Origin of the sequence: Agrobacterium tumefaciens (assembly GCF_009649785.1) — a bacterium.
Taxonomy (GTDB): Bacteria; Pseudomonadota; Alphaproteobacteria; order Rhizobiales; family Rhizobiaceae; genus Agrobacterium; species Agrobacterium tumefaciens.
On sequence record NZ_WJOK01000021.1, the window covers coordinates 1 to 15,528 of the forward strand.

General features: G+C 58.3%; 17 protein-coding genes. 11 read left to right on the plus strand and 6 right to left on the minus strand.

The annotated features are described in order from the left end of the window. Positions 1–423 precede the first annotated feature (423 nt). On the plus strand, positions 424–747 hold the full coding sequence (locus GH784_RS20155; RefSeq protein ID WP_003513586.1) for an ArsR/SmtB family transcription factor: 324 nt from the start codon (positions 424–426) through the stop codon (positions 745–747). Between the two features lie 119 nt (positions 748–866). Here GH784_RS20155 and GH784_RS20160 read toward each other — a convergent pair whose 3' ends face one another. After that, positions 867–2,042, minus strand: coding sequence for a DUF3095 domain-containing protein (locus GH784_RS20160; RefSeq protein ID WP_065702294.1), 1,176 nt, complete (start codon positions 2,040–2,042; stop codon positions 867–869). 287 nt (positions 2,043–2,329) lie between these two features. Between GH784_RS20160 and GH784_RS20165 the strand changes: the two genes are divergently transcribed. From GH784_RS20165 to queF, 4 genes are all read left to right on the plus strand, one after another. Beyond that, positions 2,330–3,436: a branched-chain amino acid ABC transporter substrate-binding protein gene (locus GH784_RS20165; protein WP_003513582.1), complete on the plus strand. Its 1,107-nt coding sequence runs from the start codon at positions 2,330–2,332 to the stop codon at positions 3,434–3,436. A gap of 69 nt (positions 3,437–3,505) precedes the next feature. Next, positions 3,506–3,934 (plus strand): glyoxalase superfamily protein, encoded by a 429-nt coding sequence (locus GH784_RS20170; RefSeq protein WP_065659137.1) that lies wholly within the window; start codon positions 3,506–3,508, stop codon positions 3,932–3,934. A gap of 156 nt (positions 3,935–4,090) precedes the next feature. Beyond that, positions 4,091–4,993 carry a cation diffusion facilitator family transporter gene (locus GH784_RS20175; protein WP_065702295.1) on the plus strand — a complete coding sequence of 301 codons (903 nt, stop codon included), beginning with the start codon at positions 4,091–4,093 and terminating at the stop codon, positions 4,991–4,993. Between the two features lie 17 nt (positions 4,994–5,010). Next, on the plus strand, positions 5,011–5,475 hold the full coding sequence (queF, locus tag GH784_RS20180) for a preQ(1) synthase (RefSeq protein WP_013636627.1): 465 nt from the start codon (positions 5,011–5,013) through the stop codon (positions 5,473–5,475). A 25-nt stretch (positions 5,476–5,500) separates the two neighbouring features. Here the strand turns inward: queF and GH784_RS20185 are convergent, their stop codons facing one another. After that, positions 5,501–6,256, minus strand: coding sequence for a DUF2076 domain-containing protein (locus GH784_RS20185; protein WP_038491837.1), 756 nt, complete (start codon positions 6,254–6,256; stop codon positions 5,501–5,503). 100 nt (positions 6,257–6,356) lie between these two features. Continuing rightward, positions 6,357–6,947, minus strand: coding sequence for a HupE/UreJ family protein (locus GH784_RS20190; RefSeq protein WP_003513569.1), 591 nt, complete (start codon positions 6,945–6,947; stop codon positions 6,357–6,359). 233 nt (positions 6,948–7,180) lie between these two features. Here GH784_RS20190 and GH784_RS20195 point away from each other — a divergent pair, with 233 nt between their 5' ends. Beyond that, positions 7,181–7,762 (plus strand): ATP-dependent Clp protease proteolytic subunit, encoded by a 582-nt coding sequence (locus tag GH784_RS20195; RefSeq protein ID WP_003513567.1) that lies wholly within the window; start codon positions 7,181–7,183, stop codon positions 7,760–7,762. Between the two features lie 116 nt (positions 7,763–7,878). Here GH784_RS20195 and GH784_RS20200 read toward each other — a convergent pair whose 3' ends face one another. Then, positions 7,879–8,127, minus strand: coding sequence for a pentapeptide MXKDX repeat protein (locus GH784_RS20200; RefSeq protein WP_003513561.1), 249 nt, complete (start codon positions 8,125–8,127; stop codon positions 7,879–7,881). A gap of 218 nt (positions 8,128–8,345) precedes the next feature. Between GH784_RS20200 and GH784_RS20205 the strand changes: the two genes are divergently transcribed. The 4 genes from GH784_RS20205 (at position 8,346) to leuA (ending at position 12,787) form a co-directional block, all read left to right on the plus strand. Beyond that, entirely contained in the window at positions 8,346–8,861 is a 516-nt protein-coding gene (locus tag GH784_RS20205) for a sigma-70 family RNA polymerase sigma factor (protein ID WP_065702529.1), read from the plus strand. Further along, the gene (locus GH784_RS20210) at positions 8,858–9,502 is read left to right on the plus strand and encodes an NrsF family protein (protein WP_019565192.1); all 645 of its coding nucleotides are present in this window, start codon (positions 8,858–8,860) and stop codon (positions 9,500–9,502) included. The genes GH784_RS20205 and GH784_RS20210 overlap by 4 nt, the downstream gene beginning before the upstream one ends. An 88-nt stretch (positions 9,503–9,590) precedes the next feature. Further along, positions 9,591–10,778, plus strand: a complete 1,188-nt coding sequence (locus GH784_RS20215) for a benzoate/H(+) symporter BenE family transporter (RefSeq protein ID WP_025594186.1) — start codon at positions 9,591–9,593, stop codon at positions 10,776–10,778. Positions 10,779–11,077: 299 nt separating this feature from the next. Next, positions 11,078–12,787 (plus strand): 2-isopropylmalate synthase, encoded by a 1,710-nt coding sequence (gene leuA, locus GH784_RS20220; RefSeq protein WP_065702296.1) that lies wholly within the window; start codon positions 11,078–11,080, stop codon positions 12,785–12,787. A gap of 209 nt (positions 12,788–12,996) precedes the next feature. Here the strand turns inward: leuA and GH784_RS20225 are convergent, their stop codons facing one another. Beyond that, complete coding sequence (locus GH784_RS20225; RefSeq protein ID WP_013636620.1) at positions 12,997–13,947, minus strand: metallophosphoesterase family protein; 951 nt, start codon at positions 13,945–13,947, stop codon at positions 12,997–12,999. A gap of 66 nt (positions 13,948–14,013) precedes the next feature. On the opposite strand from GH784_RS20225, the gene GH784_RS20230 reads away from it, so the two are divergent. Beyond that, entirely contained in the window at positions 14,014–14,505 is a 492-nt protein-coding gene (locus tag GH784_RS20230) for an NUDIX domain-containing protein (protein WP_013636619.1), read from the plus strand. A 17-nt stretch (positions 14,506–14,522) separates the two neighbouring features. Here the strand turns inward: GH784_RS20230 and GH784_RS20235 are convergent, their stop codons facing one another. Further along, the gene (locus GH784_RS20235; RefSeq protein ID WP_065702297.1) at positions 14,523–15,515 is read right to left on the minus strand and encodes a glutathione S-transferase family protein; all 993 of its coding nucleotides are present in this window, start codon (positions 15,513–15,515) and stop codon (positions 14,523–14,525) included. Positions 15,516–15,528: the final 13 nt, after the last annotated feature.

Sequence of the window (15,528 nt, forward strand, 5' to 3'; positions counted from 1 at the left end):
ATTATAAGTTATGCATTAAAATAATTACGAATAAAAAGCATATTGCAAACTTTGAGAAAATTGCGCAAAGTAAAACTAGATTCTGTACCTCCTTGCTAAATTTAAGGTGGTGTAAGGTAGTGGTCACGAAGCCAGACATTGGAAGACAAGATTTGTGTGCTCAATTTTTGATTGTTTTTTGCTCCAAATACTACTGAGAATGTAGCAGTTTGTTGCTAAAATGACGAAAAACAGGCGAAAGTCTGAAAATTTGATCAAGATGTCCAGGTAAATGATCAATGAAGAATAGTCTTGGAGGGGGACACGATATAAGCAAGATTTAGGTATATACAACGTATCGACTGAATTATAAAAAACACCTTTTGGACCACCTATAATAGCCACCATGACGGTCTTCCGACTGTCATCAGGAGACTTGAGCGTATGGATAACCAATCTCTGTCGGAACATAGCATCGCCGCTGCAGACTTGCTCTCAGCGATGGCAAATCCCAAGCGCCTGATGATCTTGTGCACGCTGGTGGATACGGAAGTGCCGGTCGGTGTTCTCGCCTCCCAAGTTGGTCTCAGCCAGTCCGCGCTCTCGCAACATCTTTCGAAATTGCGTGCCCAGCGGCTGGTGAAAACAAGACGGGATGCTCAGACCATCTATTATTCCAGCAATTCCGAATCCGTCAAAAAAATCCTCGCTTCCCTCGAGGAGATTTATTGCCAGGTGCAGAAGAGCAGCAAGACTGCTGCCGCTTGATCTAACGGCCATCCCACGGCCCGGCGGTGCCATTCCGTTGAAACCGGCGCATGACGCCGGTTTTTTCTTTTTTTGGCGTCTGGCTCGCATGTAATGCGGTGAAAAGTCGCCCGCCCCACTCACGGCGAAGACGCAGCCTGTATCTGTTGCTTTAGCCGGCTTGCCGCAGCCGCATATCCACCGTCGGCACCATCGACGAAATGCATATGGTCCTTCGAAAGCGGGGAGGGCACGATACAGGTCATCAATGCGGCGTCCTGCTCGTGCAGGCCGAAATAGCAGGTGCCGGAGAGGCGCCCCAGCTCCAGCCGCGCACGGATCTTTTCGAGCCTCTCGGCGTCGATATCAACCGTCATTTTCAGGCCATCGTCGAATTTCCTGAAATCGGTGTTGCTGGCAACCGAGCGCCGATAGCGATCCGCATTAAACCGTCCGAGCGACAATCCCGTCATGCCTAGGAAATTCACGAGGAAGCTCTCGCCGAGAATGCGCAGCGAACGGCGCACCTTGCCCCAGCTATCGTGATAGGCCGCACCTGCCCTGGCTTCCAGACCGAGGCCTTCCCGCACGAAGCCCAGTTTCGGCCCATCCTCCGGCACGGGGTGGCCTTGTCTTGCGTCCTGCGTGGCCAGATCGACGAGATCGATGACCAGCTGGCGGAATGCCGGCATATCCAGTGAGGGTCCCGGCATGGCGATGATCGACACTACCTTGCCATGGGTCGCCGGAATGGGGTTCCAGCGGCATGAAAGGCCGGTCAGGTCCGGCCGACCGCCTGTCGCAACCGTAGGCAGGGCATATTGCCCCTCCTTCATCCGCGCCTCGGCCCAGCTGTTGCCGCCGCCCGAAAACATGGCGTAGGAAACATCCTCGCTTGCCTGAAAGCGCGCGACGCGCACATCGAAACCGTTGTTGCGTATGTCCTCCACCGGAACAAGCGCCACACGCATCGAAAGGTCGAGATCGTCCTTCACCCAGCGCTGCACGTTCGAAAGGGCGGTGCGCGCAAGGGGTATCCCGTTCGGTGGCACCGCAACGGCGGCTCCATCGCCACCGAACACGAAGGGCAGGTCGTGACGCCCGAGGCTGTTCGATATGCCTGAGATGACCGCAGCGCCCGCCATGTTGACGGACTTATATCTGCCGGTGCCGATCGCCCCTGTCGAATCGATGATATCGGCAATGGCCAGCGCCCATCCCGGCGGCAGGGCGCGATAAAGCGCCGGGTCGGCCACGTCCTCGAAATGTCGGAAGACGGGCAGACCCGTCAGAAATTCGTCATCTGCTGTTATCATGCCGCCATTATCCTCCTGCGGCGACCAAACGCCAAGCGTTTACGCCGTTGCGCTCGCCCGTTTCGATGACACGATCGAGGCTGGCCTGACGATAGATTTACCGCGAATAGACCTTATCCAGCAAAGGTGACTTGCATAAGCCATCAAACCTTCCGTATGAGTTGAAATGAAGGCTCGGAATTCAAAAATGGAACGGGTTTTCGCCGGGAGGCGTCCGCGAAGTTTCATTCGGTCGGCGCCCAAGGCGCTCATCGGGGCTGAGACCCCATTTCCAAGGAGACACCAGGATGAAACTGAAGACATTGACCAGCGTGACGCTTGCAGCGTCCTTCGCATTCGCACCGCTTGCCCATGCCGAAATCGTCATCGGCCTGATTGCGCCGCTTACCGGTCCCGTCGCCGCCTATGGCGACCAGGTCAAGAACGGCGCCCAGACGGCAGTCAATGAAATCAACAAGAAGGGCGGCATTCTCGGAGAGCAGGTCGTTCTGAAGCTTGCAGACGATGGCGGCGAGCCGAAGCAGGGTGTGTCGGCCGCAAACCAGCTGGTTGCCGAAGGCATCCATTTCGTCGTCGGTCCGGTCACGTCAGGCGTTGCCATTCCGGCATCGGACGTGTTTGCTGAAAACGGTGTCCTGATGATCACCCCCACGGCGACCTCGCCGGGCCTGACGAACCGTGGCCTTACCAATGTTTTCCGCACTTGCGGTCGGGACGACCAGCAGGCAGAAGTTGCGGCGAAATACGTTCTTGCCAAGCTTAAGGACAAGAAGGTCGCCATCATTCACGACAAGGGCGCTTACGGTAAGGGTCTGGCGGATGCCTTCAAGACCACGCTGAATGCCGGTGGCGTTACCGAAGTTCTCTATGACGCGCTGACACCAGGCGAAAAGGATCTCGGCGCGCTGACGGCCCGCCTGAAGTCTGAAAATGTCGATATCGTCTATTTCGGCGGTTACCATCCTGAAGCCGGTCTTCTGGTGCGCCAGTTGAACGATATCGGCGCCAAGGCTGCCGTTATCGGCGGTGACGGCCTGTCGAACAGCGAGTTCTGGAACATCGGTGCCAAGGCTGGTGAAGGCACGATCTTCACCAACGCCTCCGACGCCCTGAAGAACGAAGATTCCAAGGCTGCTGCCGAAGCTCTAAAGGCCGCCAACATTCCTGCGGAAGCCTTCACCCTTAACGCTTACGCTGCCGTCGAAGTGCTGAAGGCCGGCATCGAGAAGGCTGGAAGCGCAAAGGATTCCGAAGCGGTCATCACGGCTCTGAAGAGCGGTGACGCTTTTGCCACGGCGATCGGCAAGGTCACCTATGGCGAGAGTGGCGACCTGTCGTCGCAGGCTTTCTCGCTCTACAAGTGGCAGGACGGCAAGATCGTCGCAGCCGAATAAGGATAAGGCGTACCGGCCGCATCCGTTGCGGCCGGTACCATCTCCGTCGCCTGACAAGGGGCAAGCAGAATGGGCAGTGACGTGGACGCCCGGGATGCAAGCGCGGCGGGTGGGGAAAACCTTCCTCACATTGGCTTTGCGCGGATATTCCCGATTCTCAGAATTTTCGATGAGGCCAAGGCGCGGGAATTCTATGTTGATTTTCTCGGTTTCAAGGTCGACTGGGAACACCGCTTCGGCGAAAACTTCCCGCTCTACATGCAGGTTTCGCGGGCCGGAATGGGGCTTCACCTCAGCGGCCATCATGGCGACGCGACGCCGGGCTCCAATATCTTCGCCACCATGCACGGCGTGCATGCCTTCCAAAAAGAGCTGGTCGGCAAAGACTACCGCTTCCTGAAGCCTGGTGTCGAAGAATTGCCCTGGGGCGATGTCATGGAAGTCATCGATCCATTCGGCAACCGTATCCGTTTCTGTGAGCAGAAAAGCGAGGGGTGACGTCTTCGACGTGACCTCATGGGTCTTGACCTCGGCTGCGGTTTGAACGATAGGAAGCGCAAATAGCGAGCCGCGTGCACGGAGACCCCGTGCGCGCGGTTCGTGCGTTTTGGCGGTCAGTTCTGCAATTCGTTCGCATCCGCACGGGGGCAAAAAATGAACACTGAAGGCAATGCACTGGTAAGGAAGCTCGCATTCTGGGGCATTCCACTTTCTTTCGGCGTGCTTGGCCTCAAGCTCGTGGCGTGGTGGGTCACAGGGTCGGTAGCGCTGCTGTCGGACGGTCTGGAATCGACCGTCAACGTTGTTGCGGCCTTCATTGCCTATTTCGTCATCCGTTATGCGCAGAAGCCCGCAGATGACGATCACCAGTTCGGCCATCACAAGGCGGAATATATCTCGGCTGTCGTCGAGGGCGTGCTGATCGTCGTCGCCGCACTTCTGATCGTGCAGGAAGCCTGGGGTGGTCTCTTCAACCCGAAGCTGCCGGAAGCGCCGGTTCTCGGTCTTGCCATCAACGCGTCAGCGGGCGTCATCAACGCCGTCTGGGCGACAATCCTCATCCGCGTCGGCCGGAAATACGCTTCACCAGCCCTCAAGGCGGATGGTCATCATATCATGTCGGATGTCATAACGTCCGCAGGGGTTCTGGTCGGTCTGGTTCTGGCGCTTCTGACGGGTTACGCCATTCTCGATCCGCTGCTCGCCATTCTGGTGGCCATCAACATCCTGTTCCAGGGATCGAAGGTCATTTTGCATTCGCTCGGCGGGTTGATGGACCGGGCGGTGGAACCGGAAGAAGACGAGGCGATCAAGAAGGCGATCGCCGAAAATTCCGTCGGCATCATCGGCGTGCATGATCTTAGAACCCGCCGCGCCGGTTCGGCCGCCTTCATCGATTTCCACGTCGTTGTTCCCGCCCCGATGACGGTGCGGGAGGCGCATGATATTTGCGACCGCCTTGAAGATGCCATAAGGGAAGTCATACCGGGTGCCAGCCTTGCCATTCACGTCGAGCCGGAAGGCGAAAAGGCGCATGGCGTCAAAGTGATTGTTTGAATAAGCAGGAGTTTTCCATGTCCGTGACGGATGTTTCCAGCCTGTCGCAGCTGGGCGCGAAGGTCGATACGCCCGAGAGCCCGGAAAAGGCAATTCTCGAAAAGGTGCCGAACGGCAATGCCGGTACCGATTATGTGGTGCGGTTCACAGCACCCGAATTCACCTCGCTTTGCCCTATGACCGGACAGCCAGATTTCGCCCATATCGTCATCGACTATATTGCCGGTGATTTTCTGGTGGAATCGAAGTCGCTGAAGCTGTTCCTGCAATCCTTCCGCAACCACGGCGCATTTCACGAGGATTGCTCGGTCTATATCGCCAGGCGGCTGGTGGAGCTGTTGCAGCCGAAATGGCTGCGCATCGGCGCTTACTGGTATCCGCGCGGCGGTATTCCGATTGACGTTTTCTGGCAGACCGGACCGGTGCCTGAGGGCGTGTGGTTGCCGGATCAGGGTGTGCCGACCTATCGCGGCCGCGGCTGATCCGGCTTTTCACTGTTGAAAACGTTCAGGCGAACGACCCGTCGTCGCCTTGATCGAAATCGTCATCGGCGCTGTCGTCGTAGTCGGCCTGCTGGACATCGTTACTATTGTCCGGCTGGGAGGAACTGTCGCCGTAGTAGTTGTTGATGACGGTTTCTTCGACCGGTGCATTGTTGCCCAGCGGATTGCCGCCGCCGAATGGCGAGCCAATGCCGAGCGACGATGCGTGGTTGCCGAAAATACCGCTCAGCGAATTGGCGAGCAGCATGCCGCCGGCAACACCTGCAGCAGCGCCGAGCGCGCCTTGCAGGAAACCGCCGCCGGAGCGTCCGGCTGCTGCGGGTTGCTGGCTCCAGAGACCACCGGGCTGCTGATCAGGTGCGCGGCCGGCTGGTGAGCCCCAGGGACCGGCTGTCTGGCCTGCGGTATCGTTGCGCCATGATGTCTGGGGCGGTGGCGAGACGGGCGCCGGAGCAGTTGATTGCTGTTGGCCGGTGCCGAAGATCGAACTCAGAAAACCACCCTGTGCGGCTGCTTGCGGGGCCGCATTACCGCTTTCCAGCGCATGGATGCGGTCTTCGAGCTGTTGGATGTGTGCTGCTGCCGCTTCCAGACCCTTTTCCTGAACGATCACAGCCTGGGCGAGATAATAGGGGGCTGCGGGCTGATCGCGCACGGCATCTGCGATCAATATTTCCGCCTCGCGGTCGCGCGGGGTGGCGGATGCGGCTTTTGTCCTGTCGAACAGGGCCTTGAGAAGTTGGCTTTCTTCCGGTGACATATGATGCCTCCTTACCGTGAAGCGGAAATCAACGATAAGGAGGTAGGTCCAAATTCAGGCTTTTCAAAGCGGCCGAAACTTTAAATTTCGGTAATGATCGTCACCCGCCGAAGGCAAGCGAAAGGCCCGCTATTGCCGTCAGCGCGCCGGCGGTACGGCTTGCGGCCGAGCCGAAACGGGCAATGCGCAGGCCAAGCACGATGCCTGCGAGATGCAGGATCGCGGTTGCTATCATGAAACCGATGCCGAATTGCAGGGCGCCGGCGCTGCCGAGTTCACCGCCATGGGCATGGCCGTGGAAAAGGGCAAAAGCGCCGACCACGGCCGCAGCGGCTGCCGTCGGCAGCTTTGCCGCAATCGTGACCAGCAGGCCGAGGCCGATGACGGAGGCCAGGATGGCCGGTTCGACAAACGGAAGGCCGATGCCATAAACGGCCATCAGGAAACCAATGGCCATGGTGCCGACGAAGGCGGCAGGCACGATCCACAGGGCCTTGCGGTCATTCTGCGCCATGGCGATCTGCGATGCCCAGAGACCGACGGCAACCATTGCCAGAATATGATCCGCACCGAAGAAGGGGTGGGAGACGCCAGCCATGAAGGAGCCGTGTTCTTCCGGGTTCAAATGGGCGAAAGCGGGCAGGGCGGTGGCGCCGAGCGCTGCGGCAGCAAGGCTTAGTCTTTTCAGCATGATTCCCTCTTTTGATTATCGCCGCCAGCAAGGGGATCTTGGGGTTCCCGCAATCGGCGGCACTGCAATGAGGACCTGACGATACCGCGAACCCTGAGAGGCTGTCCATGCGTCATCTGCCGGGGGCGATGTTTATTGTTGGGGCGCAAACCTTGCCTTTTTTGCTCATTGCCTTACGTAACAAGTCGCACTATGTCCGAAGGGCATGCATGAATTACGCTGGAGAGCCGCTGATGAACGAAGACGAAGACGACAAGAGCAAGGAACTGCCGATCGGCAAGGAAACGGAAGCGAATCTTTTCAAGTCGCGTTCGATCTTCATCTATGGTGGCATCACGCAGGAACTGGCGCAGAAGGTCTGCACGCAGCTCGTGGCACTTGCCGCCGCCAGCGACGACGACATTCGCGTTTACGTCAATTCGCCGGGCGGCCATGTCGAATCGGGTGATTCGATCCATGACATGATCAAGTTCATCAAGCCGAAGGTTTATATCATCGGTACGGGCTGGGTCGCTTCCGCTGGCGCGCTGATCTATGTTTCGGTGCCGAAGGAACGTCGTCTTTGCCTGCCGAACACCCGCTTCCTGCTGCACCAGCCCTCCGGCGGCACGCGCGGCATGGCATCCGACATCGAAATCCAGGCCCGCGAAATCATCAAGATGAACCAGCGCCTGATCAAGATCTTCGCCAAGGCCACCGGCCAGAGCGAAGAAAAGATCGCCAAGGACATCGATCGCGATTACTGGCTCGGCGCTGAAGAAGCCAAGGGCTACGGCCTCGTCGGCAAGATCGTCGAGAGCCAGTCGGAAGTCTAAGGTTTTGATTTTTAGTTGAGAGAGCCCGTGCCGGTGGAAACCGGCACGGGCTTTTTTCATTCAGGCAAGATGATACGTGCCGCTCCCGGTCATGTGCATTGAATGTTCGGCCGGCATCACTTCATCGTGTTGCAGGCCTTCATCATGTCGGCTTTTTTCATCTTGTTCATTTCCATGTCAGCCTTGTGCATGCAGTCCTTTTTGGATGCCATGGACATGTCGCCTTTTTTCATCGTCTGCGTCTTCATGGTGTCGTTGTGCATTTTCGTCATATCGGTCTTCATGCCGTCGGCATGGGCGATGCCTGCGAAAGAAAGAACAGACAGCATGGAAGCGGTGGCGATGGTGGTAAAAATGCGGGTCATGAAAGATCTCCTCTGGACGTCATTAAATGTCCGCCGGCGTTGCACCGGGGCTCACGATTGTCCATTCGGTGGGGATCCGTGTGTCGTTACACGCTCACGCGTTTGTGACATCATATTCGGGCGAGATTCTTTTCACGCCATTATGTAACAATATCCCGCCGATTGCGAATAACCCGATAGTGACGATGACAGGCAGCCTTTCGGAAGAGACATTAAAAATGCTGATGCTGCGTTCCCTCGATGGGGACGAGGGCGCTTACAGGCATTTGCTCCATGCCCTACGCAGGCTGCTGACAGCCTATTTCGACCGGCGCATGAGGACCGCTTCACGGGGGGATGTGGAAGATCTCGTTCAGGAAACCCTGTTGTCGCTTCACGCCAAACGCGAGACCTATGATCGAGCAAGGCCGTTTACCGCCTGGTTCTTTTCGATAGCGCGCTACAAACTCATCGATCACTACAGGGGCAGGGGTGCGCGCCAGCTTTCGGAAGTGGAACTTGATGAGACGCTGGAAGCGGGATCGTCCGTCGATCAGGTCACGGCACGTATGGATGTGGAACGGTTGCTCGACGAGTTGCCGAAGCGGCAACGCGACCTCATTCGCAGGGTAAAACTCGAGGGTCAGTCAATCGCCGAAGCGGCCCAAAAATCCGGCCAGACCGAGCTTGCGGCGAGGGTCGGCATTCACAGGACGCTTAAAATGCTGGCGGCAAAGTTGCGAGGCGAAACGTGAGGAAGACGGAAGACATCATTGAACAACTGGCAAGCGGACTCAAGCCCGTGCCTGCCTTGTCACTGGAGCGTCGGCTGGCGCTGGCCGTCCTGCCTGGCCTTGGCGTTTCGCTGTTGCTGATGCTTGCCATTCTCGGGCCGCGGGTCGACATGCACGACGCTTTGACCGAGCTGGGTTTCTGGATCAAGTCCGCCTATAACGCCCTGCTGGCCCTGACTGCGTTTTTCGCGGTCGGCCGCCTTACCCGCCCCGAGGGGAACAGCGGCTGCCTTTTCGTTTGGCTTGCGCTAATTTTCGTTGTGATGGCGGCGATAGCGCTAGTTCAGCTGGGGTTTGCCTTTCCGGACAATTACAGGACGCTTGTTCTGGGGTCGTCCGCGCTGCATTGCCCGTTTTTGATCGTCGCTTTCGCGCTTCCGGTATTCCTGGCGAATTTTTCAGTTCTCAAACGCTCAGCCCCGGCTGATCCAGCCCTGGCAGGTTTTGTGGCGGGCATTGCGGCGGGTGCAGCCGGAGCCTGGGTTTATTCCTGGTTCTGCACCGAAAACGGCATGGCTTTCGTGCTGATCTGGTATTCGCTTGGCATTTTCATCACCGGCCTGATCGGCGCTTTTGCCGGTTCGCGTTTTCTGCGCTGGTAAAAGGCGTACCTGTTCAGCCTGCGGGCATCTTGCCAGCGGTTGGGTTTTTTGATCTTCAAGGGAAACAGAAGATCCGGGAACCGCCATGTTGATGAAAGACCTTTCCGTACAGAGCCTGTTCATGGGGTGCCTGACCGCCTTTGTCGGCTTTGCCAGTTCTTTCGCCGTGGTGTTGCAGGGCCTGAAGGCTGTCGGTGCGACGGATTTCGAGGCGGCGTCTGGGCTGATGGCGCTTTCGGTGGCGATGGGGGTTTGCGCTATAGCGCTTTCAGTCGCGACGCGGATGCCTGTCAGCATCGCATGGTCGACACCTGGTGCAGCCTTGCTGGCGACCACGGGCGTGATCGAGGGCGGTTTTCCGGCCGCCGTGGGCGGGTTCATCATCTGCGCCATATTGATCATCATTGCCGGCCTGTTCCGGCCGCTCGGAAAGGCGGTGGCCTCCATTCCAGCGCCACTTGCCAACGCCATGCTTTCCGGGGTCATCATCGGCCTGTGTTTTGCGCCGATCAAGGCGATCGGCTTTAACCCGGCGCTCGGATTGCCGATCATTCTTGCCTGGATCGTGGTGGGAGCCTTTAAACGACTTTTCGCCGTGCCTGCGGCACTTGCCGCTTTCGTACTGGTGATGATCTTCGGTGTCGATATTCCGGCGGGGGCGCTTGACCGTGTGGCGCAATCGCTGACGCCTCCGATGGAGTGGGTGACGCCCGTCTTCAGCCTGCACGCCGTCATTTCCATCGCGCTGCCGCTCTTCATAGTCACCATGGCGTCGCAGAATATTCCCGGTATCGCAGTGCTGAAGGTCAATCACTACGATCCGCAGCCCGGACCGCTTTTCGCGGCGACCGGCTTCTTCTCACTGCTTTCCGCACCCTTCGGCGGCCATGCGGTCAATCTTGCCGCGATTACGGCGGCGATGTGCGCTGGCGAGGACGCCCATCCCGATCCGAAACGGCGCTATTGGGCGGCGATCATCGGCGGTGTCGGCTACATCGTCTTCGGCCTGCTGGCGGGCGCGGTCACGGCTTTCGTGGCACTGGCGCCGCCTGTCCTCATTCAGGCGGTGGCGGGGCTTGCACTGGTGGGCGCCTTTTCCGGCTCTGCCGTTGCGGCTTTCAAGGATCCGGAAACACGCGAGGCAGCGGCGATCACCTTCCTCATCACCGCCTCCGGCCTTTCCTTCGCCGGTGTCTCCGGTGCCTTCTGGGGGCTGATCGGTGGCGGGTTGATGATGGCTTTGACTGGTTTCGTAAAAGGATTGAAGAGACAATAGCCCTTGCATCCAAATATTTCGCCGATTATAAGCTTGCCCATGAGCAACAGCATCGCAACCATTTCCGGCATGAGCGCGCAGATTTCTGCGATTGCCTCTCCGTGCGGTGCACTCTCGCTTCTTAGCCTCGACCTTACACGCGGTTGCCGGGTCCAGTGAGGAGCGCCCGGCGGCCGAAAGCCCGCTGGCGCAAACGCTCCTCATCTCGAAATCTCATTTTATACTGGATTTAGGCCCTTGAGGGCCGCGCATCCGCCGATGGCTCGAGAAGCCCGCGGAATGCGCAAGGAGGAAGCGAAATGGACGGCAAGATCACCAATATTTCCAAAGGCATGTCGGACGCGAACGTCAAGTATCGCCCTTACCCGACCATCAATATTCCTGACCGCACGTGGCCGGGCAAGACCATCACCAAGGCGCCGATCTGGTGTTCGGTGGACCTGCGTGACGGCAACCAGTCGCTGGTCAACCCCATGGGCCACGACCGCAAGGCCCGCATGTTCAAGCTGCTGCTCGAAATGGGCTTCAAGGAAATCGAGATCGGTTTCCCCTCCGCTTCGCAGACGGACTTCGATTTTGCCCGCTGGTGCGTGGAGCAGGGCAATGTGCCTGAGGATGTTTCCCTGCAGGTGCTGGTGCAGTGCCGTCCAGAACTGATCACCCGTACCTTCGAAGCGCTGGAAGGCGCCAACAAGCCGATCATCCACTTCTACAACTCCACCTCGGAATTGCAGCGCCGCGTGGTATTCGGCAAGGATGTACACGGCATCAAGCAGATTGCCGTCGATGCCGCCAAGATGATCACCGACATGGCGGCCAAGGCCGGCGGCGGTTTCCGCTTCGAATATTCTCCGGAAAGCTTTACCGGCACCGAGCTGGAAGTGGCGCTGGAAATCTGCAATGCCGTGGTCGAGGTGGTGAAGCCGACGGCGGATAACAAGCTGATCCTGAACCTGCCTTCCACAGTCGAAATGGCCACGCCGAACATCTATGCCGACCAGATCGAATGGATGTGCCGCAATATCGACAATCGCGAAAACGTCATCATTTCGCTGCATCCGCACAACGACCGCGGCACTGGCATCGCTGCGACGGAGCTGGCTCTGATGGCCGGTGCGGACCGTGTCGAGGGCACGCTGTTCGGCAATGGCGAGCGCACCGGCAATGTCGACGTCGTGACGCTGGCGCTGAACATGTATACGCAGGGCGTCGATCCTGAGCTGGATTGCCGCGATATTGAGCGCATCAAGGCGGTCTACGAATATTCGAACGAGATGACGATCCCCGAGCGCCACCCTTATGTCGGCGAACTGGTCTATACGGCGTTTTCCGGCTCGCATCAGGATGCGATCAACAAGGGTATGAAGGCGATCAAGGTTGCCAATCACCCGGTATGGGAAGTGCCCTATCTGCCGATCGATCCGAAGGATGTCGGCCGCTCCTACGAAGCGATCATCCGCATCAATTCGCAGTCCGGCAAGGGCGGAATCGCCTATATTCTCCAGCAGGATTACGGCATCAACCTGCCGCGCAACCTGCAGGTGGAGTTCCGCGAAGACATCCAGCGCATCACCGATGAAGAGGGCGTGGAACTGCCGGCCAAGCGCATCTACGAGCGCTTCTTGGAGCGTTACGTGACGCAGCCGAATGCGCGCATCAAGTTCGTCGATCACCACACCTATCCGGCGGGCGATTTCAAGGGCGTGCGCATTGTCGCCGCCGAAATCACCGATAACGGTGAGGTGAAGCGCATCGAGGGCAAGGGCACCGGTCCTATCGACGGGTTCATCAATGCGCTGTCGGTCTATCTCGGCATCGATCTGTCGGTGAATGACTATTCCGAGCATTCGCTGCAACATGGGTCCAATGCTTCCGCCATTGCCTATGTCGAGATGGAGCATCCGGGCGGAAAATTGTTCGGCGCCGGGGTGAATACGAATATTGTTGGCGCTTCGCTGGAAGCGATTGTTTCGGCGGCCAATCGGGTGCTGGAAGAGCGGGTTAAGTAAAATTGGCGTTTGGGGGTGGGGCTACCCCCTCTGTCCTGCCGGACATCTCCCCCACAAGGGGGGAGATCGACCTGAGGTACGGTCTCGCCCATCTCAACGTTCAGAATGAATTGACGAAAGAGCGTCTTGCCGATCTCCCCCTTGTGGGGGAGATGCCCGGCAGGGCAGAGGGGGGTGAGCCACAGACTCTAACCTCAACACTCCGGAGTTTATCGCCCCAGCCGCGAGAACCCCAACGGCCTACCATTCTCATAAAATACCCTGATATCTTCAAGCCCGATACCCGTTCCGGTATCGTTGAGGCTGTGGCGTTCACAGGCGACATTCCAGGTGCCGGGGCCACCGGAAATATGGAAGAGATTATAGGCCGCGCGCGGTTTTTCACCGCCCGGTCCCTGGCTGGCGGAGGCGATGCCGACGACCGGGATGTGCTCTTGCCCGTGGTGAGTATTCAGCCAGTATACGGTGTTCAAATGGGTGTGGCCATGCAGCACGAGCTCGGCGCCGCCAACGCCAAGCGCTGCCGCGAAACGGCGAATGCCGAACATGCGCTTGTGCGCAGCCGCCGCACCGCGGATCGGTGGGTGATGGATCATCACCACGCGGAACAGCCCCTGTTCACCGGCTTTTTTTAAGAGTTCCGCGGTTGCGCGTGCTTGACGGTTGCCGAAATAGCCGGTGGCCGAGAAGGGCGGCGTTGCAATCGAGGTGGAGCAGCCGATCAGTGCGACGGGACCGCGCACGCGCATATAGGGGAAAATCTTGCGGTCATCGTCCCATTCCGCCGGGTCGCCATCGCCCCGCACATAAGGATACCAGGCGCGCATGGCCTTGTCGTGCGCGCCGGAAACATAGGCGTCATGATTGCCGGGAACGACCGAGATCTTTTCAGGGTCGCCGACTTCTTCCAGCCAGTCGGCGGCGGCGCGAATTTCAATGCCTGTCGCAAGATTGACGAGATCGCCGGTAATAGCCAGATGATCCGGCGATTTGGCTTCGAGATCATCGAGCAGCTTTTCCAGCGTGTCGGTGAAAAGGTGCTTGCGGCGGTTGCGGTGCCAGTTGACGAAACCGGTGATACGCTTGGATGCAAGTTCCCGGAAAGTGAGTTTTGGCAATGGCCCGAGATGGACGTCTGAAATATGCGCAAGTTTGAACATGGCGGCAGAGATAACCTATGATATGCGGCACGTCCAATAAAAGCCTGCCGGCAAGGAGAAACCAGGGTGAATGACGAGAGAACCGAGCGGCAGGCCCGTCCGTTCCACACGCGTATCCTTATCCGCCTGCTTCATTTCGTTTTTCTGTTCACACGCGGTGCCACCCTCGGTGTGCGTGCGCTCTGCTTCGATGATGCGGGACGGATTTTTCTGGTGCGGCACACCTATCTGCCCGGCTGGTATCTGCCCGGCGGCGGGGTGGAACGCGGCGAAACGCTGCTGATGGCGCTCAACAAGGAAATCCGCGAGGAAGGCAATCTCGAGGCTACGTCGACCCCCGAGCTTGTCCATGTCTACCTTAATCTGGAAGGCAGCAACCGCGATCATGTGGCGCTCTACCGGCTTCAGGTTACCCAGACCACGCCGAAAAAACCGGATCATGAAATCACCGAAAGCGGTTTTTTCGATCTCTCGGACCTGCCGGAAAATGTGACGCCCGCCACCCGCCGCCGCCTTGCCGAACTTTCCGGCAAAGCGGCGATTGCCGACTACTGGTAGCGGCGGCGTCTCTGCCGTCAGGAAAGCGTCTCACGGCCATGGGCCATGGTAAGGTCCAGTTCCGGGCCAACGGGCACGATACCTGTCGGGTTGATGGTGAGGTGGCTGCGGTAATAATGTTCCTTGATGTGGCGGATATCGACTGTGTCCGGCACGCCTGGTGTCTGGTAGAGGTCGCGGAGGTAACCCGTGAGATGCGGGTAATCGTGAATGCGGCGGATGTTGCACTTGAAGTGGCCGACATAAACAGGGTCGAATCGCACCAGCGTGGTGAAGAGACGCCAGTCTGCTTCCGTCTGTTCTGCACCGAACAGGAAACGGCGGTCCTCCAGCCGGTCTTCCAGCATATCAAGCGTTTCAAACACCTTCACGGCATTTTGCTGATAAGCATCCTGGGTGGTGGCGAAACCGGCCTTGTAGACGCCGTTGTTGACGGTGTCGTAGATAACGTCGTTTAGCGCATCGATGTCGGCGCGCAGTGCTTCGGGATAATAATCCGCCGCCGATCCGGTGAGGTCGTTGAAGGCCACGTTGAACATGCGGGTGATTTCGGCCGATTCATTGGAGACGATGGTGCCGCGTTCTTTGTCCCACAGTACCGGCACGGTCACCCGTCCCGAATAGTTGGCATCCGCTTTGGTATAGACCTGCCACAGCGTGGAGAAGCCGAAGAGGTGGTCCTCGGTTGCACCCGGAGTGCGTTCGCCTTCCGGTCTGAACTCCCAGCCGTTTTCCAGCATCAGCGGATCGACGACAGAGACGGAAATCAGGTCTTCCAGCTTTTTTAGTTTACGGAAAATCAGGGTGCGATGCGCCCAAGGGCAGGCGAGCGACACATAGAGGTGGTAGCGATCCTTCTCGGCCTTGAAGCCACCTTCGCCGGAAGGCCCGGGCGCGCCATCCACCGTTACCCAGTTGCGAAATTGCGAGGCGCTGCGCTTGAAGTGCCCCTTGGTTTCCTTGGTGTCGTACCAGACGTCTTTCCATACGCCTTCCACCAGCATGCCCATGATGATCTCCTTG